Origin of the sequence: Ensifer sp. NPDC090286 (assembly GCF_044769565.1) — a bacterium.
In the GTDB taxonomy this organism is placed as follows: Bacteria; Pseudomonadota; Alphaproteobacteria; order Rhizobiales; family Rhizobiaceae; genus Ensifer.
In genome coordinates, this window is record NZ_JBIVYF010000004.1 from 577,189 (window position 1) to 600,057 (window position 22,869).

Here is a 22,869-nt window from a genome sequence, read left to right on the forward strand (position 1 = left end):
GACGGACATGGAAACAGTTTCAACCATATTCTCGAACTTCATCACGCTCGTTCCGGTCACGCTGGCGCAGAGCCTCATCCTTTCCTTCATCGTCCTCGGCATCATGTTGCCGTTCCGCACGCTGAACTTCCCGGACCTGACGAGCGAAGGCGCGTTCCCCCTCGGTGGCTGTGTCTGTGCGTTGTCGCTGGCGGGTGGCGCGCCGGGCTGGCTGGCCATCCTGGTGGCGATGGCCGCCGGTTTCCTGGCGGGTAGCTGCACGGCCTTCGTGCATCTGCGTTTCCGCATTCATACGCTGCTTGCCGGCATCCTGATGATGACGATGCTTTACTCGATCAATCTGCGGCTGATGGGCAAGTCCAACCTCTCGGTCTACGGCACGCCGACCATTTTCGATGGCGTACCCTTTGTCGAACCGGGTTTCCCGGTCGCGAAGATTGTCGTCGCGGGCCTGCTTGGCATCGCCGTCTATTGCCTCTTGAACCTTTATTTCCGCACCGAGCGTGGCACGGCCATGCGCGCCGTCGGCTCCAACCCGGATATGGCGGAAGCGCAAGGGATCAGCATCTGGGCCTTCACCATCGGTGGGGTCGGCCTGGCTGGCGCCTTCTCGGCCACCAGCGGCGCCCTGATGGTGCAGTCGCAGGGATTTGCTGATGTCAACATGGGCATCGGCACCTTGATCAACGGCCTTGCGGCGCTGATGATCGGCGAAGCCATCGTCGGCAAGCAGACGATCCGGCGCCAGCTTGCGGCACCCTTTGTCGGCGCCAGCTTGCGGCACCCTTTGTCGGCGCCATCGTCTACTACCAGCTTGTTTCGCTCTGCCTTGCCGCCGGCATGCCGCCGACCGACCTCAAACTCGCCACCGGCCTCTTCGTGCTCGCCATGCTGGCGCTGCCGACCCTCAAGCGCGCCCGCGGCCCTATGCCGGCCCGCGAAACCGTCCGTGAATAGAAGGATTGCTCCATGAACATCGATATCCATGCCGTCGAGGCGCTGGACCGCGACGATCCGCTCGCGGGCTTCAAGAAGCGCTTCGACCTGCCTGAAGGCGTCACCTATCTCGACGGCAATTCGCTCGGCGCGGCGCTCTTTGCCTCCTATGCCGAGATCGAGAAGGCTGCGAAACTCGAATGGGGTCGTGACCTCATCCGGAGCTGGAACACGGCTGGCTGGTTCGCCCTGCCGCTAACGCTCGGCGACCGTGTCGGCCGCCTCATCGGCGCGGCCCCCGGCCAGACCGCTGTGACCGACCATACGTCTGCCAATGTCTATAAGGCGCTGCACGCAGCGCTTGGCCTCAACGCAGACCGCAAGGTCATCGTCGCGGAAAGCGAGAGCTTCCCGACCGATCTCTACATGGCCGAAGGCGTGATTGCGACGCGGCCCGGTACCGTCCTCAGGCTCGAGGGCGTCGATGGCCCGCGGATCGAAGACCTGATCGACGAGAGCGTCGCCGTGGTTCTCGTCAATCACGTCAACTACAAGACCGGCGCTCTGCGCGACATGGCGGCGCTGACCAAGCGCGCGCACGATGTGGGCGCGCTGGTGGTCTGGGATCTCTGCCATTCGGCCGGTGCGCTGCCGGTGGAACTCGACCGTTGTAACGTCGATTTCGCGGTCGGCTGCACCTACAAGTACCTCAATGGCGGTCCTGGCGCGCCGGCCTTCATCTACGTGGCCAGGCGTCATCAGGAAAAGGCCAGCCAGCCGCTCAGCGGTTGGTGGGGGCATGCCCGTCCGTTCGCCTTTGAGCGTAACTATGATGGCGGCGCGGGCATCCTGCGCTTCCTCTCCGGTACCCAGCCGATCCTGTCGCTGCGCACGCTGTCGGCAGCACTCGATCTCTGGGACGAGGTGGATATGACGGCTATCCGCCGGAAGAGCGTCGCGCTCACCGGCCTCTTCATCAAGCTCGTCGAAGCGCGTTGCGGCGCGTTTGGCCTGAAACTGGTGGGTCCAACGGACGTCACGGTGCGCGGCAGCCAGGTCTCCTTCGAGCATGAGGGGGCCTATGAAATCATGCAGGCTCTGATCGAGCGGGGCGTCATCGGCGATTTCCGCGCCCCGGCCACCATCCGTTTCGGTTTCACGCCACTCTATACGAGCTTTAGGGATGTGTGGAACGCCGTGGACGTGCTGCATGACGTGATGGCGACGGGTGCCTGGCGCGATGCGCGCTTCGCTGTCCGTAGTGCCGTGACCTGATCGCGATCGCCGAGAGAAATGGAAAAGCGCTTTCCCTGCCGGGAAGGCGCTTTTTGCGTTTGGAGTTGTCTCGAGACTTATCACATCTCGATATCAATTCATTCAACCTATGTGGATTGTTATATTAGACCGCTGATTGCATCCATTACCGGACAGGAAGGCGCAGCCTCTGAAGGAATGGCGAAAAGGCAATCTCATGGCTCAGGATACGCATGCTCAGCTCTATATCGGCGGCAAGTGGAGGGCGACCTCCGAGACGCTCGCCGTCATCAACCCCGCCAATGAGGATGTCATCGGCAAGGTAGCGGTCGCCCGCGAGACGGATCTCGCCGATGCGACGGACGCCGCCTGGCAAGGCTTTCAGCTCTGGAGCCGGACATCACCCGCCGCCCGGGCGGCAATCATTCTGAAGGCCGCTCAGCTGCTTCGCGAACGTTCCGAAGAGATCGCCCGCTCGATCACGCTCGAAAACGGCAAGCCGCTTTCCGAGGCACGGTCCGAGGTCATTCGCGGTTGCGAGTTCTTCGAATGGGACGCCGGCGAATGCGTGCGCCTCTACGGCCGGGTCATCCCGAGTGCGCCGGGCATCCGCTACATCGTGCTGCACGAGCCGATCGGCCCGGTCGCGGCCTTTTCGCCCTGGAACTTCCCGATGAGCCAGCCCGCCCGCAAGATCGGCGGGGCGCTTGCCGCTGGCTGTTCGATCATCATGAAGGCGTCCGAAGAGACACCGACGGGCGTCGTGCACATCGCCCGGGCGTTCCACGATGCCGGTCTGCCGGCGGGTGTGCTCAACCTCGTCTTCGGACATCCCGCCGAGATCTCGGAATATCTTATCCCGCAGGACAGGATCCGCATGGTCGCCTTCACCGGATCGACCGCCGTCGGCAAGCACCTGACGACGCTCGCGTCACAGGTCATGAAGCCGGCGTTGATGGAGCTTGGCGGTCATGCGCCGGTCATCGTCTGCGAGGATGCCGATGCCGTTGCGGCCGGTGTCGCCTGCGCAACGCGCAAGTACCGCAACTCCGGCCAGGTCTGCACCTCGCCGACACGCTTCTTCGTGCATGAGGCGCTCTACGAGCGCTTCACGGCAGCCTTCGTGGAGAAGGCGCGATCGATCAAGGTCGGCGACGGCCTCGATGCATCGACCCAGATGGGGCCGGTTGCCAATGACCGGCGCATCGCCGCCCTGCAGGAACTCGTGGACGATGCGCGCGCTAAGGGTGCACGCATCCTTTGCGGTGGCGGGCGCCTGGAAGGCAAGGGCTACTTCTTCGCACCGACCGCGATCGCCGAGTTGCCCGACGATGCCCGCGCGCTTTCCGAAGAGCCTTTCGGCCCGCTGGCGCTGATCAATCCGGTGTCCTCGGTGGACGAGGCGCTGGCCAAGGCGAACGCGCTTCCCTTTGGTCTTGCGGCCTACGGTTTCACGAACTCGACGGCCAATGTGGATCGCCTCATGCAGGGCATAGAGGCCGGCAACCTGTCGATCAACACTCTGGAAGCCTCGGTGGCGGAAACGCCGTTCGGCGGGGTCAAGGAAAGCGGCCTTGGCCGCGAGGGCGGTGCGGAAGGCCTGCATCACTACACCGTGGTGAAGAACGTTTCCCTGCGCGTCGCCTGACGACCTTCGCACAGTTGCACCTGTGACAAGCTGAGGCTGAAACCGTCGTTGCACGGTTTCAGCCTCAGGCGTTTCGTCAGCCGACGACCGGGATCATGTCACGCAGCACTTTGCGCAGCATGGTGCGGACTGCGATCGTCGCGGGGGACGGTGTGCGCTCACGCGCGGTGATAATGGCAACGTCACGGGCGATCGACGGCTCGACCAATGGCCGCGCAGAAATCTTCCGGCCGTTGAGACCGGTAAAGGCATAGGTCGGGAGGATTGCAAGGCCAGCCTCGCGCTCGACCAGCGACAAGGCCGTGTTGATCTGGTGGACTTCCAGGGAAGGGCGCAGCGGCACGCCGGCGCTCTCGAAGCCGACCTCGGTCAAAAGGCGGATGTTGCTTTCGCGCGTCAGCGTGATGATCGGCTGGTCGGCGAGCGCGGACCACGCCACTTCGGCCTTGGCGCAGACAGCGTGCCCTTCGGGCGCGAAAACCATCAGCTGGTCACGCAGCACGCGCTGGATCTCGAGCCCGTCTTCGTCGCTGGCAAAGGTGCCGACACCGAGATCGCAAAGGCCGCTGCGCACTTTGGGGGCGATCAGATCGGTCACCACGTCCTCGATCCTGAGCTTCAGGTTCGGGTGGGTCGACGCGACCTCCTGCAACAGCCGCGGCAGCACGGTTGCGCCAAGAAAGGGCGGTGCGGCGATGCGCACGAGACCGGTCCTGAGCTGCCCGAGATCGCGCACCGCATCGACGGCACGCTCGATTTCCGAAAGCCCGGGCAAGGCGCCGGCGGCAAAGACACGTCCGGCTTCGGTCAGTTCGACGCGCCGGGTCGTGCGGTCGAACAGTCGGGCGCCGAGCAGCGCTTCGAGGTCGCGGATGGCATGCGAGATGCCGGCCTGGCTGGTGTGCAGCCGCTCGGCGGCACGGGAGAAATTGCCGAGTTCGACCACGGCCTGAAAACACTTGATCTGACGGAGATTGAGCATCGCGGGATCCATACTGATTTCAGCATGAATATATACGGACTATGCGTCTTAATGAATAAAAAAATCCTGCGCTAAATGCGCCGACAGAGACCGGAACGGCTGCTTCGTGCGCCACCGGACGGACATGCGACAGGGAGCGTCATGAAATACCAGCGTAAAGATGCAAAGGCTCATTCCCGTGCCACGATGCGCGGCGTGTGGGCGGCGGCCAATACGCCGTTTACGGCCGATGGCGCGATCGACGAGGAGGGCTATCGCCGCAACGTCGACCATTGGATCTCGGATCTCGGCATCGACGGCCTCTTCATTGCCGGAAAGCAGGGCGAGTTTTTCGCGATGTCGGTCGACGAGCGCAAGCGCATGTTCGATCTCTCGGTGGATGCGGCTGGCGGTCGCGCGCAGACCATCATGTCCTGCTCGGATCAGAACATGGACGTCGTGATCGACCTTGCCCGGCACGCGCAGGCCTGCGGCGCCGACTATATCGTCGTGCATGCGCCGATCCTGCATTTCTTCAAGCAGCAGGATGAAACGCTGCTGCGTTACTATGAGACCATCGCCTCCAAGGTGGATATCGGCATGGCGCTCTGGTCGCATCCCGACAGCGGCTATCTGATGAGCCCGGAGCTGTGCAACCGGCTTGCCGACATCGAGACGGTGGTGGCGATCAAGTACTCCGTGCCACGCGCGATGTACAAGGCGCTGACGGCGCTTGCCGGTGACCGCATTCTTGTCTCGACCGCTTCGGAAGAGGAATGGCTGGATAACGTGCTGGAGCTGGGCTGGCAGCTTTATCTCTGCTCGTCGCCGCCCTACACGCTCCAGACCAAGGCCGACCGGCGCATGGCCGAATACACGGCACTCGCCTTCGCCGGAAAAGCCGAGGAGGCCCGCGCCGTCAGCGCGAGCCTGCAAGGGGTGCGTGACGCGTTCCGCAAGTCCAAGCCCGCGGAAAAGCCGCATGCCCACCAGAAGTACTGGCAGGAACTGCTTGGCCAGGTGGGTGGCGCCGTCCGCCGGCCGCTGCTGGAGCTGACGGATGAGGAAAAGACACTGACCAGAGCCGCCTTCGAGGAATGCGGCCTGAAACTGCGCTGAACGGGACAGGGAGGAATATCGATGACGAAGCTCAAGGCGTTCAATCTGCAAAAGTGGATCGACGAGCACAAGCACCTTTTGAAGCCGCCGGTCGGCAACCAGCAGATCTGGAAAGATGCCGACCTCATGGTGACGATTGTCGGCGGCCCCAACAAGCGCACCGACTATCACGACGATCCCGTCGAGGAGTTCTTCTATCAGCTCAAGGGCGACATGGTGCTGAAGCTCTATGACGGCAAGGAATTCTACGACGTGCCGATCCGGGAGGGCGACATCTTCCTGCTGCCGCCGCATGTGCGCCATTCGCCGCAGCGGCCGATGGAGGGATCGATCGGTCTGGTGATCGAGCCGACGCGGCCTGAAGGCCTGCTCGACGCCGTCGAATGGTACTGCTTCGAATGCGCGGAGCTGGTGCACCGCGCGGAGGTAGACCTCGAATCTATCGTCGACGACCTGCCGCCGATCTACCAGGCCTTCTATGCCGACGAAAAGCTGCGCACATGCCCGAAATGCGGGACCGTGCACCCCGGCAAAACCCCGCCCGAGGGCTGGGTGACGCTCTGAACCGGCAGCAAACCAGCAAAGGACTGTCATGTCGAAAGTCGAAGCCATCTGCCTCATAGGCTGGGGCGCCATCGGTCAACGGGTGGCAGAACTTCTCAGGGCGCGCGGCGCGAATGCCCGGATCGTCGGGATCGCCGTGCGCGATCCCGGTGAAGTCGCAGCGACCATGCCGGAAGGGGCGGTCCATGTTGCCGGTCCCGAAGCGTTGGCGGCGACCGGCGCGACGTTGGTTGTCGAGGCGGCGAGCCGCGAAAGCGTCAAGCCCTTCGCCCGGGCGGCGTTGGCAGCGGGCATCGATTTCGCTGTGTCCTCGACCTCGGCCCTGGTGGATGCTGCCGTGCTCGACGAACTCGTGGAACTCGCCCGGCAAAACGGTTGCCAGCTCATCGTTCCGCCAGGCGCGCTCGGCGGCATCGATGCTCTCTCGGCGGCCTCGCGGCTGGGTCTGGACAGCGTGGAGCACACCATCACCAAGCCCGCGCGGGCTTGGTTCGGGACGCCGGCCGAGGCGCTCTGTCGCCTTGGCGAACTTCAGGAGGCGGAAGCCTTCTTCGCAGGATCGGCCGCGGAAGCCGCGACCGCCTTTCCGCAAAATGCCAATGTGGCGGCGACCACATCCCTTGCCGGCATCGGCATGGAACAGACGCGCGTGCAGCTCGTCGCCGATCCCAAGGCCGTGGAAAATACGCACAGCATTGTCGCCCGCGGCGCCTTCGGCACGCTCGAAATCCGCCTCCAAAACCGTCCGCTTGCAACCAATCCGAAATCCTCGGAGATGACGGCACTGAACCTCGTTCGCCTGATCGAGAACAGGACAAGTCCGCTTGTCCTTTAATTGGTAGCTGCCGCTCGACTGCTTTGCCCTTGCCGTTCCGGATGGATCTTCGCGCCGCCGGCAACGGCGCGCGGCTTGTTCTGTTGGCCCTAACCAAACCACCTTCGACATCGTCGTTGAAAGGCATCGCGCGTGCGCGGTGCTTGAGCGCCTAGACGTTGCGGGCCGTCAGTCGCTCCGACGCCGGGCTTTTACGCTCTTGTTGGCAAGCCGTCGGCCGATCCAGGAGAGGTAGGAGCAGGAGACGAGGAACCAGACGCCAACGAAGACATAGGCCTCGAGTGCCTGGTTGCCCCAGGCAACGTCGCTGAAAGCCATGCGCGCGGTGGCGCTGAGATCGTGCAGGCCGAGGATCACGACGAGGGACGTGTCCTTGTAGGCGCCGATGGTGCTGTTGACGAGCGCGGGCATGGCCCGTTCGGTGGCCTGTGGCAGGAGCACGAGACGGGCAGTTGGCCAGAAGCCGAGACCAAGCGAAGAGGCGGCCTCATGCTGGCCGGCCGGCAGAGCCATGAGGCCGCTTCGCACATCCTCGGCGAAATAGGCGGCATGGAAGAAGATGAGGGCGATCAGCACCGCCACGATCGGGTCGATGCTCGTGCCCTTGGGCAGCGTCAGCGGCAGCACGAAAACCCCGACGAACAGCAGCGTCACCATCGGCACGCCGCGCATGATCTCGACATAGGCGCCTGCGGCGCGGTGCAGCAGCCGATGGCGCGTCTGGTATCGGGCAAGCGCGAGCAGCACGCCGACCGGCAGGGCAAGGGCGAGCGCGATGGTGGAAAGGATGAGGAGGATCGGCAGGCCGTTCCAACGGGAGGCATCGACCGGAGCGAGGCCGAGGGTGCCGCCGCTCATCAGCGCGAAGGACGCGGCCATGCCCGCCAGCCAGAGTCCCGCGAAGAGCCTCATGTCCGGCCAGCGCCCGCTGACAGCCATCTGGCCGGTGGCGATGGAAAGGCCAAGGAGCAGCAGCGATGCGAGCATCGGCCGCCACTGTTCGTCGAACGGATAGGTGCCGAACAGGATGAAGCGGGATTTCTCCACCCAGAAGGGCCAGCAGGCGCCGGAAGCCTCGGCACAGGCGGCCGGATCGGCAAAGGGCGGTACGGCCGCCAGCACGAGCCAGTCGGCTACAACCCAAAGAATGGCGAGCACGAGGCCGCCGCTTGCAAGGGAGAGGAGGCTTGCGCCCGGTCGGGAAACCTGCCTCAGCAGCCAGGCGGAAAGCCGGCTCGGGCCGATCGGTTGTGTCGCTCCGCTCATCGCACGCCCCTTCCTTCCCGGGCGCGAATACGGGCGCTCCAATGGTTCAGCACGCCGGTGAGCGCAAGGCAAAGCAGCAGGTATATCGACATGGTGATCAGCATCGTTTCGAGCGGCCGGAAGGTCTGGTTGATTGCGGTGCCAGCGACCGACATGAGATCTGAATAGCCAACGGCAATCGAGATCGAGGTGTTCTTCAGGAGATTGGCGAACTGGTTGTTGAGCGGTGGAACGACGGTGCGCAGCACCTGGGGCACGACGACGAGACGGGTGGTCTGGCCGCTCTTGAGGCCGAGCGCCGCTGCGGCTTCGATCTGGCCTTTAGGAATGGCCTCGATGCCGCCGCGCAGCACCTCTGCGATCTGCGCGCCGTGATAAAGACCGAGTGCGACGGCCACCGTGCAGAACTGGATGGAAAGGGCGACGCCGCCTTCCACCGAAAACCCTTGAAGTGTCGGCCAGGTAAGCCCAAGCGGTGCGTCGAGCACGATGGCAAGCACCGCCGGGACGGCAAGGCATAGGGCCAGTGCGACCGTCAGAACGGGCAGGCGCCGGCCGGTGAGGGCCTGGCGGCGGGCGGCATGGCGTGCCCACAGCCAGATGAGCGCTGAGACGAGAAAGATGCTTGCGAAAAGCCAGAGCGTATTGCGCGGATCTTGCGAAAGCCAGGGCAGGTAGATCGCCCGGTTCGAGATCGTGAAGGGTCCAAGGATCAGCGCCTGCCGGATGGCGGGCAGACCGTTCACAGCGGCAACGAAAATGACCAGCAAGACCAGGATCTTCGGCAGGTTGCGGAAGAGTTCGACGTAAGCGAGTGCGAAGAGGCGCGCGAGCGGCGAAGCGCTGACGCTGAGAAGGCCGAGCAGCAGGCCGGCAAACGATGCGATGACGAGGCTCGCGACGGCGACGACGATGGTGTTGGCAAGTCCGGCCAAGATGGCGCGCAGGTAGGTATCATTCGCCCCATAGGGGATGAGTGTTTCGCTAAGGTCAAAACCGGCCTGCTGGGTGAGGAAGGCGAAGCCGGGCTGGATGCCGGCCGCGAGCATGTTGGAGTGGACGTTGAAGGCGACGACGGCGAAGGCCGCGAGGATCGCAACGCCGACACCGATATCGGCGAGGGAAACGGCCGGCCTTGCCTTGGGCGGACCGTCCTGCGGGGCGTGGGGAATTTGCAGTTTCCGGTCCATGGGTGTGCTCAGGGATTGGTTTCGGCAGGCAGGGTAAAGCGAGCGACCAGCGCCTTCTGCGCCTCGGTCTCCGGCCCCGAGCCAGCGCTGGCGACAAGGGCGGTGGCCTGCGTCAGATCTAGGCCGAAAGCGCGCAGAATGCAGATGGCGAAGGTGCCGGTGCGGCCTATGCCGGCCGCGCAATGAACGAAGACCCGCTCGCCGGAGGCAAGCGCCTGCGCCATCTCGCCGGCGAGGGCGAAGAGCCCGGCCTCGTCGGCGGGCACGCCGAAATCCGCGATCGGGAACCGCACGACGGGAATGTCCGTCCCTGCGGCAAGGCTTGCAGCATAGTCCGGTGCCTTTTCCTCGATCTCCGCAAGCGGGGTAAGGCTGACGATGCGGCTGATCTTCTGCGCGCGCAGATCGTCCATGTCGTCGGAAAACGGGCGCAGGCGGCCGGGCATAGGTCCGAGCCAGAGCGTGCCGGCAATGCCAGACGGCAGTCGGAGGGGGCGCAGGAAATGTGTATTTGTCATGCGGTTTCCGCTGCGAGCTCCGAGAGAAGGTGGGTCGGCGTCTGCGCCGTTAAGACCGCAGTGACTGTCGTGCGCAGCGCTCTGAACGCGGCCTCGAGATCATCATGTGCGGCTTGCATGCGCCAGCGGATCACGCGCCAGTGCAGGGCCGCATGGGCTTCGGCGGCAATCGGATCGAGCACCAGGCCGGAGACGAGTTCGAGGAGGCAGGCGCGGATGGTGAAGTAGCTTTCGACGGGCGCCTCGCCCGGGTTGGCGGCGAGCTCGCCGATGGTGGCGAGCTGGACCCGGGCGGGCATGGCGAAATTCGCCGCACAGCATCGCGTGCACAGGTTCAGCATATCCGACAGCATGGTGAAATGCAGGTTGCGCTGGGCGGGATCGAGTGTGCTGACCACCGTGCCGACGCCCGAGCGCGTTTCGAGGAGGTGCTCGAAGGAAAGCCGCTGCAGGACCTGGCGGATCGGGGTGCGGCTGACGCCGAACTCCTGCGCCAGCTTGCCTTCGTGTAGCATCATCGGCGTATCGGGGTGGGTCGTGCAGATGCGGAAGCGCAACTCCTGCAGCATGTCCTCCGAGCGGGGCGGACCGGATCTCGATGTTTGCGGCAAGCTCACGCTTTCCCCCTTCCTATGCTTTGGCGCGCGTCGGCGCGGCCGTTGTTCTGGTTGTATAGCCAGTCTTCCTGCAGCGGGCTTTCGACCGATTCGGGAAAAGCGAGGCGCACTGTCGACAGCGCCTCGTCGACCGAAAGGCCCCGCGCATTGAGAATATGCGCGGCGATCATACCGCTGCGTCCAGCACCATAGCTGCAGCACAGCGCAATGGCCTGGTTCGCGGCAAGCAGAGCGTAAACACGCCCCTCCAACCGCCGCCAAGCCTTTATCCACGTTTGGCCGGGCGCGGAAAAATCGTCGATCGGCAAGGCCGCAAACGCCATGCCTGTCTGCCTGACATGCTTGCGCAGCAGGATGCGGTAGCCGGGCGGGCAGTCGCTGTCGCGCGCCAGAAACAAAAAGAGATCGGCTCCGCGGGCAACAAGGGCGGCGAGCGTCTCGTCGATGCCCTCGGGGTCCACCCAGACCTCGCCGCGCGGACTGATCGTCAGGCCGGGTGCGCCGAGGGTTACGAGGCGTCCTCCGGCTGGGCAATCGACGGTGGCGCGGATGGATATGGGTCCGTCGATATCCGTCACGCCGCCGCTCCTCCTTCTGGCCGCTCTCCTCACCGTATCGGATAGGCGTACATCAGGCCACCATTGGTGGTCGAGGCGTTCTGGGTGCCATCGCGCTTGAGCTTGAAAGGCGTCGCAGGACCGAGATGGCGGTCGTACACTTCGCCGTAGGAGCCGACCTGCTTGATGACCTGGTAAGCCCAGTCGGCGGGAAGCTTCATCTTGGCGGCCATGTCGGCGGTTGCGCCGTCCTTGGCGAAGAGACGCTGCACGGCCTTCGGCTGCTTGTCGAGATCGGCGATGGCCGCATCGACATTGCTGGAATTGATGCCGAGTTCGTCGGCGTTCAGCATGACCTGGAAAGCCCAGCGCACTGCCTTTTCCAGCGTTTCATCCGGCTGGGTCACCAGCGTCAGCGGCTCGGCCGAGATGATCTCCGGCAGGAGTTCGTAGTCGTCGGGATCCTTGGCCAGGCGACGGTCGGCGGCAAGCGCCGTCATGTCGGAGGCGTAGGCGTCGCACTTGCCGGCGAAGAACGCCTGCAAGCGTGCGGTCTTGTCGGCGATGTTCTCGACCTTGTAGGTGAGCCCTTGGGCGGCGAACCAGTCGGCGATGTTGAGCAGTGTCGTCGAGCCGTCCTCGGCGCAGATCGTTGCGCCCTTCAACTCCATTGCTGATTTCACGCCCAGCGCCTTCGGCACCATGAAGCCCTGGCCGTCATAAAATGTGGTCGCGACGAAGGCGAGGCCCGGGTCGGCAGAACGCGTGCCGGTTTCCGTGACCGAGCGGGAGGCCATGTGCGCCTGCCGCGAGACCAGGCTCTTCAACGAGTCGGAAAAGCCAATGCCGCGGATATCCGCCTTGCTCGCATCGCCGAGGATGGCGGCCGCCGCCATGCGGCAGAAGTCAGCGTTGAAACCCTGGAAGACGCCGGCGCTGTCGGGCACGGAGAAACCCGGCGCACTGGGGCTGACCAGGCAGACGAGCTTGCCGCCAGACACCACTTCATCAAAAACCGGACCAGCCTGAGCATGGGACGTGATTGCAAGACCGGCGGCGCAGGCGAGCGCTGCCGCGAGATAAGACCGAAGCATATTTCTTCCCCTCCTTAAACAGGTAAAGATAGCTATACCTGTATACAGGTGTTTAAGAGTGGTTTTTCCTGCTGTCAACGGGGGTAGCGGGCGAGACGGTCGCATCGCGCAACAAGAAGGTCGACAAGCCCTATCGCTCGTCGAGGGCCAAGGCTCTACGGCCGCCTTTGGAACATGCTGTTCGGTTCTCGTGCTGGCCGTTTTAGTGCTGGGCGCTTCCGCGCAGGCAATGTCGCGAAGGTTAGCGCGCTGGTGAGGTGGCGGGAGGAAATCGCGGCAGGGGCGCGCCGAACCAATCACCACCGGCTGCAACTTGGCGCATGCGGCATTGGTCGGAAGAATTGGATCGCTCCGGCACGAAGTTGCGTTTCGACAAAGAACGATTGGAAAAACTGCGCCAGCCTCTCCCTTGAGCAACGCATCGATTGCGGATCATGACCCTTCGGGCATCAGGGAGAGCACATTGACCGAGTATACTTTGGACACCGCCGTTGGAACGATTGCGTGCGAGCTTCCCGGCGCCGCGGAACTCTTCAGGCAGGCCGGTATCGGATTTTGCTGTGGCGGCGACGTACCGCTTGCGCAAGCGGCTGCGGATGCCGGCATAGAGGCCGCTGATCTGCTCGCCCGGCTTCAGGCACTGGAGCTTGCTGCAAGACGCGAAGCTCCGGCTGCGACCGGCGAGCTTATCGCGCATATTCTGGAGCGTTATCACCAGACGCACCGCACCGATCTGGAATGGCTGATCCCGCTTGCGCAAAAGGTGGAGCACGTCCACGGCGCGCATGGTTCCGCGCCACTCGGCTTGGCTGACGCGCTGGTCGAGCTCAAGGAACACCTTCTTCCCCACATGGCGCGCGAAGAGCTCGCGCTCTTTCCCATGATGCGCCATAAGCCCGATCCGGACATCGGGCACTTGATTGCCGGCATGCGGGACGATCATGCATGCGAAAGCCGGAGCCTCGCGGTGATCGAGCATTTGACGCATGGATTTGCGCTTCCCGACGGGGCCTGCAGGTCCTGGACGGCGCTCTATGTCGGAGTTCAAAAATTCTGCGACGATCTCGTCACGCATATGCATCTCGAAAACCGCGTTCTGTTTCCACGGTTCGCCGCCATTGATGCAGTCGATGGCGCCGCTCTCTCATCAGCAGCGCTTTCCGCGGGGTGAGGCCCTGACAGGCATCGCTTTGCCCAACGGGAGGAGACGGAGCTTCACACAACTCTTTGCACGCAATCCGACCCGGCGCTTGGCGGCGGAGACACTTTCATTGTTTTAAGGTGGCGCCGCCGCGAACCCATGAGCCACGGCGGCGATCAATCTGCTCGTCGCGAGATGAGCTCAAAGGGCGGAACTTAAACCTGCGGATCGCGCAATGGTTGTGGGTGGCAGCCATCTGCCGACTTCCGGCAAATATCGCGGGAAGGGCAGGCCATGGGCCGCCCCATCCGACTTCAAAGCTATCGTTGTTGCGCCGGCCGACCGGCGGCTTGACGCGCAGTCGTTCCAGCAGATCCACCTGAGCATCACCATGTACGCGACAGGTAACAATCAAGGATTGCAATTAACGAAGCTGTCTTTGTTTGAGCTAGATCAAAGAACGTCCCGCGCCAAAGTTCCAATGCTCCGGCAACGATTTGCGGGAAAACACCCTGGAATGAAACTCTTCCGTCTTGTCCTTCTGCTCTGCCTCAGCCTTTGCGGCGCCGTATCCGCCAGTGCGGCATCGGTGCTGCAGGAGTTTTTGCCGACCACCACCGCTTCGGATCTTGTGCCGGGCGCAGACGGTTTCGGCGCCGTGCGTGATGATGTGGCGGTGGCCCCGGTGCTCAAGGGCGGCGAGACAGTGGCGTGGGTCTTTGTGACCTCGGATTTTGTCGGAACGACGGGCTATTCCGGCAAGCCCATCCATACGCTTGTCGCGGTGGACAAGGATGCGAAGATCGTCGGCGTCCGGCTGGTGAAACACTCCGAGCCCATCGTCCTCATCGGCATTCCGGACGCCAAGGTAAAGGCGCTGGTTGCCGGCTATGCTGGCCTCGATCTCGTCGCCGAGGCGAAATCCGGCGGTACGACCCATGAGGTGGATATCATCTCGGGCGCGACGGTGACGGTTATGGTGATCGACGATTCGATCGTGCGGTCCGGGCTTAAGGTCGCGCGCGCGCTCGGCCTTGGCGGGCTGACGCCGGAAGCAGCCAACGCCGGCCCGCGCTTCGAGATCGATCCCGCGGCCGTCGCGCCGGCTGATTGGGTCGAGGCAGAAGGCGATGGCACGCTGCGCCGCCTGTCGCTCGACGTTGCCCAGGTCAATGCTGCTTTCGCTGGCCATCCCGATGAACGCGCCCGCGAGCGCGCGATTGCGCAAGCGCCCGAAACGACGTTCATCGAGATGCAGGCGGCACTGGTCTCGGTCCCCGCGATCGGCAAGGCCCTTCTCGGGCCGGCCGAAGAGAAAAACCTTCAGTCCTGGCTCGGCGAAGGTGAGCACGCGATCGCCGTAGTCGGACGCGGGCTCTATTCCTTCAAGGGGTCTGGCTATGTGCGCGGCGGCATCTTTGATCGCATCGTGCTGATCCAAGATGATGTTTCCGTTCGCTTTCGTGATCGCGACCACCGTCGCCTGGGGGCAATCGCGCTTGCCGGTGCGCCGGAATACAACGAGATGGACCTGTTCCGCATTAAGGCAGGCCTTGGCTTCGATCCGACAAAACCATTCCGCATACAGCTTCTGGCGCACCGCGAGGTTGGACCGGTCGAAAAGGTCTTTCATACCTTCGATCTGGGGTATCAGCTGCCGCAGAAGTATCTGCATGCTGTCGCGCCACCGGTGAAGGAGGTTGCCGCCGTAGTCGATCGTGACGAGGGCACGGCACAGGCCGACCTGTGGAAACGCATCTGGGACGACTCGAAGCTGAAGATTGTCGTGCTCGGCGCCATGTTGGTCGTGCTGACGGGCGTGTTCTTCTTCCAGACCTATGCGGTCAGAAACGCACGGGCGTTCTACATCTTCCGCATCATCTTCCTGACGGTGACGCTGGTCTTCCTCGGCTGGTACGCCAACGCGCAGCTTTCCGTCGTCAATCTGATGGCGCTCTTCGGGAGCCTCGTCAACGGCTTCAGCTGGCAGGCTTTCCTGCTCGACCCGCTGACCTTCATCCTCTGGTTTGCCGTTGCCGCAGCGCTCCTGTTTTGGGGACGGGGAGCCTATTGCGGCTGGCTCTGCCCCTTCGGCGCCCTGCAGGAGCTGACCAACCAGATCGCGCGCAAGCTGCGCATCCCGCAATGGACGTTGCCATGGGGCCTGCACGAGCGGCTCTGGCCGATCAAATACATGATCTTCCTCGGTCTTTTCGGGGTCTCGCTGATGAGCGTCGAGCAGGCGGAACATCTGGCCGAAATCGAGCCGTTCAAGACGGCGATCATCCTGAAGTTCATCCGCGCCTGGCCGTTCGTGGCCTATGTAGTCGCACTTCTCGTCGCCGGGCTCTTCGTCGAGCGGTTCTACTGCCGCTATCTCTGCCCGCTCGGTGCGGCGCTCGCGATCCCTGCGCGCATCCGCATGTTCGACTGGCTCAAGCGCTACCATGAATGCGGAAACCCCTGCCAGACCTGCGCCCACCAATGTCCGGTGCAGGCGATCCACCGGACCGGCGAGATCAATCCGAACGAGTGCATCAACTGCCTGCACTGCCAGGTGCTCTACCAGTCGGAAACCGTCTGCCCCGTCGTGATCAAGAAGATGAAGTCACGGGCGAAGCTTGCGGCAAGCCCGGGCGGCGTGCCGACCCATCAACCCGCAGCCAAAGTTTAATCGAAGCCAAGGTTCAAGCAAAAAGGAACCAGATCATGGAAACAAAGGAACACAAGGGACTAAGCCGCCGAGCGCTGTTCAGCGCGACCGCAGGCAGCGCCATCCTGGCGGGCACGGTCGGGCCGGCCGCACTCAGCCTCGGCGCTGCAGGACTGGCGACGCCGGCCCGTGCCGCGACAGGCGCCGACGGCTCGGTCGCACCCGGCAAGCTCGACGACTATTACGGCTTCTGGTCCTCCGGCCAGACAGGTGAAATGCGCATTCTCGGCATCCCCTCGATGCGCGAGCTGATGCGGGTGCCGGTATTCAACCGTTGCTCGGCCACCGGTTGGGGGCAGACCAATGAATCGATCCACATCCACCAGCGCACGATGTCGGAGAAGACGAAAAAGCAGCTCGCCGCCAACGGCAAGAAAATCCACGACAACGGTGACCTGCACCACGTCCACATGTCGTTTACCGACGGCAAATATGACGGCCGCTTCCTGTTCATGAACGACAAGGCCAATACGCGCGTGGCGCGCGTGCGCTGCGACGTGATGAAGACCGACGCCATCCTGGAGATCCCCAACGCCAAGGGCATCCACGGCATGCGTCCGCAGAAATGGCCGCGTTCGAACTATGTGTTCTGCAACGGCGAGGACGAGGCCCCGCTCGTCAACGACGGCTCGACGATGACTGACGTGGCGACCTACGTGAACATCTTCACCGCTGTCGATGCCGACAAGTGGGAAGTGGCCTGGCAGGTGAAGGTCTCGGGCAACCTCGACAATTGCGATGCCGACTACGAGGGCAAGTGGGCGTTCTCCACCAGCTACAATTCCGAAATGGGCATGACGCTGGAAGAGATGACCAAGTCCGAGATGGACCACATCGTCGTCTTCAACATCGCCGAAATCGAGAAGGCGATTGCGGCCGGCAAATACGAGGAGATCAACGGCGTCAAGGTGGTGGACGGGCGCAAGGAAGCCAAGTCGCTTTTCACCCGCTACATCCCGATCGCCAACAACCCGCACGGCTGCAACATGGCGCCGGACAGGAAGCATCTGTGCGTCGCCGGCAAGCTCTCGCCCACCGTCACCGTGCTGGACGTGACGAAGTTCGATGCCCTGTTCTACGACAATGCCGAGCCGCGCAGCGCCGTGGTAGCGGAGCCGGAGCTGGGCCTCGGCCCGTTGCACACCGCCTTCGACGGGCGCGGCAACGCCTATACCTCGCTGTTCCTCGATAGCCAGGTGGTAAAGTGGAACATCGACGAGGCCATCCGCGCTTACGCCGGTGAAAAGATCAATCCGATCAAGGACAAGCTCGACGTTCAGTACCAGCCTGGCCACCTGAAGACGGTGATGGGCGAAACGCTGGATGCCGCCAACGACTGGCTCGTTTGCCTTTGCAAGTTCTCCAAGGACCGGTTCCTGAATGTCGGCCCGCTGAAGCCGGAAAACGATCAGTTGATCGACATTTCCGGTGACAAGATGGTGCTGGTCCATGACGGCCCGACCTTCGCCGAGCCGCATGACGCCATCGCAGTCTCCCCCTCGATCCTGCCGAACATCCGCTCGGTCTGGGATCGTAAGGATCCGCTCTGGGCCGAAACGCGCAAGCAGGCCGAGGCCGATGAGGTCGACATCGACGAATGGACCGAGGCCGTGATCCGCGACGGTAACAAGGTTCGCGTCTACATGACCTCCGTCGCGCCCAGCTTCAGCCAGCCGAGCTTTACGGTGAAGGAGGGCGACGAGGTCACGATCATCGTCACCAATCTCGATGAGATCGATGACCTCACCCATGGTTTCACCATGGGCAATCATGGCGTGGCGATGGAGGTCGGCCCGCAACAGACGAGCTCCGTCACCTTCGTTGCGGCCAATGCTGGCGTCTACTGGTACTATTGCCAATGGTTCTGCCATGCCCTGCACATGGAAATGCGCGGACGCATGTTCGTGGAACCGAAGGACGCCTGATCGATGCGGCTGTCCGTTCTCCTGATCGGTCTTCTTCTCGCCTCTCCGCTCTTCGCGGCGGAGCGCGCGGTCGTGCCGGGTGCGGGCAGTCTTGCCGCAGCCATCGCCGGGGCGGAGCCCGGCGATGTGTTGACACTGACCGACGGGGCCTATCGCGGCCCCGTTACCATCGACCGGCGATTGACCATCACTGGTCCGCGTGGAGCGGTGGTGGACGGGCTCGGGCAGGGTAGCGTGGTGACGATTGCCGCGCCGGACGTCACCTTGAGAGGTTTCACCGTCACCGGTTCGGGTCGCATCAACCAGGATCTCGACGCGGGGGTCAAAATCGTTCAGGGCGCCGATCGCGCCCGTGTCGAGAAACTGCTCGTTACCGACAACATGCACGGCATCGACGTCCATGGCGGCCGCGACGCGATTGTCTCTGAAAACGAGATCGTCGGCACGCGCAGCCCTCGCATGAACGAGCGCGGCAATGGCATCTATGTCTGGAACAGCCCGGGCACGCTGCTTCAGGACAATGTCATTCGCTACGGTCGCGACGGCATCTTTTCGAACGCCAGCGCCGACAGCATCTATCGCCGCAACATCATGCGCGACCTGCGTTTTGCCGTGCACTTCATGTACACCCGCAACACCGAGGTTTCCGACAACATCTCGATCGGAAACCATCTCGGCTTCGCGATCATGTTCTCCAACCGCGCGAAGATCCTGAACAATCTCAGCCTCGGCGACCGCGAGCACGGCCTGATGCTGAACTATGCCAACAATGCCGACGTGTCGGGCAATCTGGTGCGCGGCGGCACGAAGAAATGCCTGTTCATCTACAACGCCCACAAGAACCTGATCTGGGGAAACCGCTTCGAGAGCTGCGGCATCGGCATTCATTTCACCGCCGGTTCGGAAAAGAATGTGCTGACAGGCAACGCCTTCATCGCCAACCGCGAGCAGGTCAAATATGTCGGCACCCGCAACATGGAATGGAGCCATGAAGGCCGGGGCAATTTCTGGTCCGACCATCCGGCCTTCGACCTCAACGGCGACGGCATTGCCGACAGTTTTTACCGCCCCAACGACCTGATGGACCAGATCCTCTGGTCGCAGCCCGCGGCAGGCCTGCTCACCGGTGCGCCGGCCGTGCAGATCGTTCGCTGGAGCCAACGGGATTTTCCCGCCACCCTACCTGGAGGCGTGCGCGACAGCGCGCCGCTGATGCGCCCCCTGACCATCCCTGTCCCGCCCGACATCCTTGCCTGCGAGGCGGAGGCCGCAGGGCGCTGGACTGAAGGAAATTACGATGACACCGACGCTGACAATCTCCAGGCTCACTAAGCGTTTCCAATCGGTGGAAGCGCTGAAGTCCGTTTCCCTTGCGCTGGAGCCGGGACGGCGCGCGGCACTGCTCGGCCATAACGGTGCCGGCAAGTCGACGATGATGAAGATCGTGCTCGGTCTCATCCCCTTCGACGGCGGCGAGGTTTTCGTTTGCGGCTCGGCGCCCGGTTCGCCCACCGCGCGGGCCCAGGTGGCATATCTGCCGGAAAATGTCGCCTTTCACCCGGCTTTGACGGGAGAGGAACAGCTTCGCCACTATCTCGCGCTGCGCGGTGAAAGCCCGGCGCTGGCCATAGAGCTTCTTGCGCGCGTCGGGCTTGGTCACGCGGCGCGGCGTCGGATCGGCACCTATTCCAAAGGCATGCGCCAGCGCGTGGGTCTGGCCCAGACGCTGATCGGCCGCCCTCGTCTCCTGGTGCTGGACGAACCGACCTCGGGCCTCGATCCGGTGTCGCGACGGGACTTCTACGACCTGCTCGACGGGTTGGCCGCAGAAGGGACCGCCATCCTGCTCTCCTCCCACGTATTGACCGAGGTGGAGGCTCGCACCGACAGCATCCTCATCCTGTCCGGTGGGGAGCTGGTGGCGGAAGGTACGCTTGCCGATCTTCGGACCCGTGCGGCACTTCCGGTCGCCTTTTCCGTTCGCCCCGCACCGGGCCATGCGCCGGCACTGGCCGCGACCTTTCCCGAAGGTGTGCAAGGGGAGGACGGCCTCCTGCGCCTTCGTGGTTCGCAGTCGGAAAAACTGCCGCTTCTTGCCCGTATTGCGGCGCTTGGGAGCGCCGTTGCCGATCTCGATGTCATTCCGCCCAGCCTCGAGGACATCTACAGCCACTTTAGCCGGAGGGACGGGCAATGACGCGCATCCTTGCCACCGCCGTCAGCGAATTCCGCATCGCTTTCCGCAATCGCTGGGTCTCCATCGCCACCGGCATGATGGTGCTGTTCGCCCTGGTGCTGGCCGCCGCCGGCTCTGCCCCGACAGGCGATGTCGGCGTCGACCGGCTCTCGGTCACGGTCGCCTCGCTCACTTCGCTTGCGGTCTATCTGGTCCCGCTTTTGGCATTGCTGATGAGTTTCGATGCTGTGGCTGGCGAGGTGGAACGCGGCACGCTGCCACTGCTTCTCACCTATCCCGTCTCGCGTCTGCAGATCCTGCTCGGCAAACTGCTGGCGCATCTCGCAATCCTCGCACTTGCCGTGACGCTTGGCTATGGCGCGGCGGCGCTCGCAGCCGTCTGGTTCGATCCTGGAGCGACCGCAGGGCTTGGCGCGCTCTGGCGGCTGATCTGGTCCTCGGTGCTGCTGGGCGCGACCTTTCTTGGCACCGGCTACGCGCTTTCGGCTTTGGCGCGAAGGCCGTCGGGGGCGGCGGGTCTGGCCATCGCGCTCTGGCTGGTGGCGGTGGTGCTCTACGATCTTGCCCTATTGGCGCTCATCGTGACGGATGGCGGCGGTGCTTTCACCACACACGCATTGCCCGTCGCTCTGCTTGCCAACCCTGCCGATGCCTTCCGCGTCTTTAACCTCTCGGCCGCACAAGCGGTTTCTGCCGCCGGCGGACTGGGTGGCGCCGCCGGCGCGATCCCGCTTTGGCAATCGGCGGCCTCTCTTCTCACCTGGCCATTGGCCGCCATCGCACTGGCCGCCGCAGCCTTCCGAAAGGTGACCCCATGAGGAACCGACTTCGCTTCGTCCTCGTTGCTGCCGGATTGGCGCTGCTTTCCGCCTGCAAGGAGGACGTGGCCCAAAGCATCGTGCCGCAGGACATGACGCCCGAGACCCTCGGCCATTACTGCCAGATGAACCTTCTGGAGCACCCCGGCCCGAAGGCGCAGATCTTTCTGGAAGGAAGCCCCGCACCGCTCTTCTTCAGTCAGGTGCGCGACGCGATCGCCTATGCGCGCGGCCCGGAGCAGATTGCGCCGATCCTCGTTATCTACGTCAACGATATGGGGGCTGCAGGGGCAAGCTGGGACCAGCCCGGTGACGGCAACTGGATCGCCGCCGACAAGGCGTTCTACGTGGTCGGCTCTGCCCGGCGAGGCGGCATGGGTGCGCCAGAAACCGTGCCGTTCTCAAGCCGCGACGAGGCTGCCGCCTTCGTCCTTGCCGAGGGCGGCCAGGTGCTCGCGCTCGCCGATATCACCGATGCCATGGTTTTGACGCCGGTGGAGACCGGCTCGGAACCGGGCGCGGACGACGAAGACTATCTCGGCCGTCTGCGCGCATTGCCCAATCCAGCCGGAGGTTGACCCCATGCTTGTGACCCGACGCCGCCTGATTGCAATTTCTGCAGTTCTCGCAACAGCGCCCGCCATCGCCCGTGCCAACGCGGCAACCCGCTTCTGGACAGGTCAGGCGCTTGGCGCGCGTGCCTCGATCCGCATCGAGCATCCAGAGGCAGGGGCCATTGTCGCCAGGGTCATGGCCGAGATCGATCGCCTGGAAAACATCCTCAGCCTCTACCGTGCGAACAGCGCGCTTTGCCGACTGAACCGCGACGGCCATCTTCAAGATCCGCCATTCGAGCTTTTGGAATGTCTGTCACTGGCCGACGCAGTCCACCTGGCAAGCGGCGGGCGCTTCGATCCGACGGTGCAGCCGCTCTGGACGCTCTGGGCTCAATCGGCTGCACACGGCACGCGACCCGACTCGGCGGACGTCGATCGCGTGCGTGGCAACGTTGGCTGGGGCAAGGTCAGGCTCGATGCAGCAGCAATTACGCTGCATCCGGGCATGGCGCTGACGTTGAACGGCATCGGCCAGGGGTATGTTGCCGACCGTGTGGCAGCAATGCTTGAAGCTGAGGGACTGACGGACATTCTGATCGACACCGGCGAGTTCCGTGCGCTCGGGGGGCAACCGGGCGGCGACGGATGGCCGGTCCGACTGGAATCGGGCGAGCGCCTGCCGCTGCGCCAGCGGGCGGTCGCGACCTCCGCCCCTCTCGGCACGACCTTCGATCAGGCAGCCAGAGACGGACATATTCTCGACCCCGTAACTGGTATGCCCGCGCCAGCAAACTGGCGCTCTGTCTCGATCTCGGCACCATCCGCCGCCATCGCCGACGCACTGGCGACAGCCGCATGCCTGATGCCTGATGCCGGATCGATCCTTGCGATGAACGCGCATTTTGAACGCGTACGCCTGGAAGCGGCGTCCGTTTAAGGGGCGACCAAGGAACGTCGTC

The 22,869-nt window shown here is 63.6% G+C and carries 21 protein-coding genes and 1 pseudogene; 14 read left to right on the top strand and 8 right to left on the bottom strand.

Annotated elements, in window-relative coordinates; genetic code table 11:
• Positions 1 to 7 precede the first annotated feature (7 nt).
• From ACIQUG_RS23335 to ACIQUG_RS23345, 3 genes and pseudogenes are all read left to right on the top strand, one after another.
• Positions 8 to 957 (top strand): annotated as a pseudogene (locus ACIQUG_RS23335) (ABC transporter permease).
• A 12-nt stretch (positions 958 to 969) separates the two neighbouring features.
• A complete protein-coding gene (gene kynU, locus ACIQUG_RS23340; protein WP_402324391.1) occupies positions 970 to 2,211 on the top strand; it encodes a kynureninase in 1,242 nt (413 codons plus the stop codon).
• Between the two features lie 196 nt (positions 2,212 to 2,407).
• Complete coding sequence (locus ACIQUG_RS23345; protein WP_402324393.1) at positions 2,408 to 3,838, top strand: NAD-dependent succinate-semialdehyde dehydrogenase; 1,431 nt, start codon at positions 2,408 to 2,410, stop codon at positions 3,836 to 3,838.
• Positions 3,839 to 3,914: 76 nt separating this feature from the next.
• Here ACIQUG_RS23345 and ACIQUG_RS23350 read toward each other — a convergent pair whose 3' ends face one another.
• On the bottom strand, positions 3,915 to 4,820 hold the full coding sequence (locus tag ACIQUG_RS23350) for a LysR family transcriptional regulator (protein WP_402324395.1): 906 nt from the start codon (positions 4,818 to 4,820) through the stop codon (positions 3,915 to 3,917).
• Between the two features lie 141 nt (positions 4,821 to 4,961).
• Here ACIQUG_RS23350 and ACIQUG_RS23355 point away from each other — a divergent pair, with 141 nt between their 5' ends.
• Genes ACIQUG_RS23355 through ACIQUG_RS23365 form a run of 3 tightly spaced genes read left to right on the top strand, consistent with a single transcriptional unit; the run spans position 4,962 to position 7,317 of the window.
• Positions 4,962 to 5,918 (top strand): dihydrodipicolinate synthase family protein, encoded by a 957-nt coding sequence (locus tag ACIQUG_RS23355; protein WP_402324397.1) that lies wholly within the window; start codon positions 4,962 to 4,964, stop codon positions 5,916 to 5,918.
• Between the two features lie 21 nt (positions 5,919 to 5,939).
• Entirely contained in the window at positions 5,940 to 6,482 is a 543-nt protein-coding gene (locus ACIQUG_RS23360) for a 3-hydroxyanthranilate 3,4-dioxygenase (RefSeq protein WP_402324399.1), read from the top strand.
• 28 nt (positions 6,483 to 6,510) lie between these two features.
• Positions 6,511 to 7,317: an aspartate dehydrogenase gene (locus ACIQUG_RS23365; RefSeq protein ID WP_402324401.1), complete on the top strand. Its 807-nt coding sequence runs from the start codon at positions 6,511 to 6,513 to the stop codon at positions 7,315 to 7,317.
• 168 nt (positions 7,318 to 7,485) lie between these two features.
• Here ACIQUG_RS23365 and ACIQUG_RS23370 read toward each other — a convergent pair whose 3' ends face one another.
• Genes ACIQUG_RS23370 through ACIQUG_RS23395 form a run of 6 tightly spaced genes read right to left on the bottom strand, consistent with a single transcriptional unit; the run spans position 7,486 to position 12,559 of the window.
• Positions 7,486 to 8,583, bottom strand: coding sequence for an amino acid ABC transporter permease (locus ACIQUG_RS23370; RefSeq protein WP_402324402.1), 1,098 nt, complete (start codon positions 8,581 to 8,583; stop codon positions 7,486 to 7,488).
• Positions 8,580 to 9,773, bottom strand: coding sequence for an amino acid ABC transporter permease (locus tag ACIQUG_RS23375; RefSeq protein WP_402324404.1), 1,194 nt, complete (start codon positions 9,771 to 9,773; stop codon positions 8,580 to 8,582). The genes ACIQUG_RS23370 and ACIQUG_RS23375 overlap by 4 nt, the downstream gene beginning before the upstream one ends.
• Before the next feature lie 8 nt (positions 9,774 to 9,781).
• Positions 9,782 to 10,291 carry a protein-tyrosine phosphatase family protein gene (locus ACIQUG_RS23380; RefSeq protein ID WP_402324405.1) on the bottom strand — a complete coding sequence of 170 codons (510 nt, stop codon included), beginning with the start codon at positions 10,289 to 10,291 and terminating at the stop codon, positions 9,782 to 9,784.
• Positions 10,288 to 10,908 carry a GntR family transcriptional regulator gene (locus tag ACIQUG_RS23385; RefSeq protein ID WP_402324407.1) on the bottom strand — a complete coding sequence of 207 codons (621 nt, stop codon included), beginning with the start codon at positions 10,906 to 10,908 and terminating at the stop codon, positions 10,288 to 10,290. Before ACIQUG_RS23385 ends, ACIQUG_RS23380 begins: the two co-directional genes overlap by 4 nt.
• Entirely contained in the window at positions 10,905 to 11,486 is a 582-nt protein-coding gene (locus tag ACIQUG_RS23390) for a hypothetical protein (protein ID WP_402324408.1), read from the bottom strand. The genes ACIQUG_RS23385 and ACIQUG_RS23390 overlap by 4 nt, the downstream gene beginning before the upstream one ends.
• A 29-nt stretch (positions 11,487 to 11,515) precedes the next feature.
• Positions 11,516 to 12,559, bottom strand: coding sequence for a transporter substrate-binding domain-containing protein (locus tag ACIQUG_RS23395; protein ID WP_043621853.1), 1,044 nt, complete (start codon positions 12,557 to 12,559; stop codon positions 11,516 to 11,518).
• 463 nt (positions 12,560 to 13,022) lie between these two features.
• Here ACIQUG_RS23395 and ACIQUG_RS23400 point away from each other — a divergent pair, with 463 nt between their 5' ends.
• Complete coding sequence (locus tag ACIQUG_RS23400; protein WP_402324644.1) at positions 13,023 to 13,730, top strand: DUF542 domain-containing protein; 708 nt, start codon at positions 13,023 to 13,025, stop codon at positions 13,728 to 13,730.
• A 97-nt stretch (positions 13,731 to 13,827) separates the two neighbouring features.
• Here the strand turns inward: ACIQUG_RS23400 and ACIQUG_RS23405 are convergent, their stop codons facing one another.
• Positions 13,828 to 14,079: a hypothetical protein gene (locus ACIQUG_RS23405; RefSeq protein WP_402324409.1), complete on the bottom strand. Its 252-nt coding sequence runs from the start codon at positions 14,077 to 14,079 to the stop codon at positions 13,828 to 13,830.
• Between the two features lie 138 nt (positions 14,080 to 14,217).
• Here ACIQUG_RS23405 and ACIQUG_RS23410 point away from each other — a divergent pair, with 138 nt between their 5' ends.
• The 7 genes from ACIQUG_RS23410 to ACIQUG_RS23440 are packed head-to-tail and all read left to right on the top strand — an operon-like array spanning position 14,218 to position 22,847.
• Positions 14,218 to 16,374, top strand: coding sequence for a 4Fe-4S binding protein (locus ACIQUG_RS23410; protein ID WP_402324410.1), 2,157 nt, complete (start codon positions 14,218 to 14,220; stop codon positions 16,372 to 16,374).
• A gap of 35 nt (positions 16,375 to 16,409) precedes the next feature.
• Positions 16,410 to 18,338: a TAT-dependent nitrous-oxide reductase gene (gene nosZ / locus ACIQUG_RS23415; RefSeq protein ID WP_402324411.1), complete on the top strand. Its 1,929-nt coding sequence runs from the start codon at positions 16,410 to 16,412 to the stop codon at positions 18,336 to 18,338.
• A 3-nt stretch (positions 18,339 to 18,341) separates the two neighbouring features.
• A complete protein-coding gene (locus ACIQUG_RS23420) occupies positions 18,342 to 19,670 on the top strand; it encodes a nitrous oxide reductase family maturation protein NosD (RefSeq protein ID WP_402324413.1) in 1,329 nt (442 codons plus the stop codon).
• Positions 19,636 to 20,535: an ABC transporter ATP-binding protein gene (locus ACIQUG_RS23425; protein ID WP_402324415.1), complete on the top strand. Its 900-nt coding sequence runs from the start codon at positions 19,636 to 19,638 to the stop codon at positions 20,533 to 20,535. Before ACIQUG_RS23420 ends, ACIQUG_RS23425 begins: the two co-directional genes overlap by 35 nt.
• Positions 20,532 to 21,353, top strand: coding sequence for an ABC transporter permease (locus tag ACIQUG_RS23430; protein WP_043612627.1), 822 nt, complete (start codon positions 20,532 to 20,534; stop codon positions 21,351 to 21,353). Before ACIQUG_RS23425 ends, ACIQUG_RS23430 begins: the two co-directional genes overlap by 4 nt.
• Entirely contained in the window at positions 21,350 to 21,931 is a 582-nt protein-coding gene (locus ACIQUG_RS23435; RefSeq protein ID WP_402324417.1) for a nitrous oxide reductase accessory protein NosL, read from the top strand. Before ACIQUG_RS23430 ends, ACIQUG_RS23435 begins: the two co-directional genes overlap by 4 nt.
• 4 nt (positions 21,932 to 21,935) lie before the next feature.
• A complete protein-coding gene (locus ACIQUG_RS23440) occupies positions 21,936 to 22,847 on the top strand; it encodes an FAD:protein FMN transferase (RefSeq protein WP_402324419.1) in 912 nt (303 codons plus the stop codon).
• Positions 22,848 to 22,869 lie beyond the last annotated feature (22 nt).

Coding starts and splice junctions, on each gene's coding strand:
- ACIQUG_RS23345 (WP_402324393.1), top strand. CDS start 2,408: ATGGCTCAGGATACGCATGCTCAGCTCTATATCGGCGGCAAGTGGAGG.
- ACIQUG_RS23395 (WP_043621853.1), bottom strand. CDS start 12,559: ATGCTTCGGTCTTATCTCGCGGCAGCGCTCGCCTGCGCCGCCGGTCTT.
- ACIQUG_RS23420 (WP_402324413.1), top strand. CDS start 18,342: ATGCGGCTGTCCGTTCTCCTGATCGGTCTTCTTCTCGCCTCTCCGCTC.
- nosZ (WP_402324411.1), top strand. CDS start 16,410: ATGGAAACAAAGGAACACAAGGGACTAAGCCGCCGAGCGCTGTTCAGC.
- ACIQUG_RS23355 (WP_402324397.1), top strand. CDS start 4,962: ATGAAATACCAGCGTAAAGATGCAAAGGCTCATTCCCGTGCCACGATG.
- ACIQUG_RS23375 (WP_402324404.1), bottom strand. CDS start 9,773: ATGGACCGGAAACTGCAAATTCCCCACGCCCCGCAGGACGGTCCGCCC.
- ACIQUG_RS23440 (WP_402324419.1), top strand. CDS start 21,936: ATGCTTGTGACCCGACGCCGCCTGATTGCAATTTCTGCAGTTCTCGCA.
- ACIQUG_RS23370 (WP_402324402.1), bottom strand. CDS start 8,583: ATGAGCGGAGCGACACAACCGATCGGCCCGAGCCGGCTTTCCGCCTGG.
- ACIQUG_RS23365 (WP_402324401.1), top strand. CDS start 6,511: ATGTCGAAAGTCGAAGCCATCTGCCTCATAGGCTGGGGCGCCATCGGT.
- ACIQUG_RS23430 (WP_043612627.1), top strand. CDS start 20,532: ATGACGCGCATCCTTGCCACCGCCGTCAGCGAATTCCGCATCGCTTTC.
- ACIQUG_RS23410 (WP_402324410.1), top strand. CDS start 14,218: ATGAAACTCTTCCGTCTTGTCCTTCTGCTCTGCCTCAGCCTTTGCGGC.
- ACIQUG_RS23435 (WP_402324417.1), top strand. CDS start 21,350: ATGAGGAACCGACTTCGCTTCGTCCTCGTTGCTGCCGGATTGGCGCTG.
- ACIQUG_RS23380 (WP_402324405.1), bottom strand. CDS start 10,291: ATGACAAATACACATTTCCTGCGCCCCCTCCGACTGCCGTCTGGCATT.
- ACIQUG_RS23350 (WP_402324395.1), bottom strand. CDS start 4,820: ATGCTCAATCTCCGTCAGATCAAGTGTTTTCAGGCCGTGGTCGAACTC.
- kynU (WP_402324391.1), top strand. CDS start 970: ATGAACATCGATATCCATGCCGTCGAGGCGCTGGACCGCGACGATCCG.
- ACIQUG_RS23425 (WP_402324415.1), top strand. CDS start 19,636: ATGACACCGACGCTGACAATCTCCAGGCTCACTAAGCGTTTCCAATCG.
- ACIQUG_RS23360 (WP_402324399.1), top strand. CDS start 5,940: ATGACGAAGCTCAAGGCGTTCAATCTGCAAAAGTGGATCGACGAGCAC.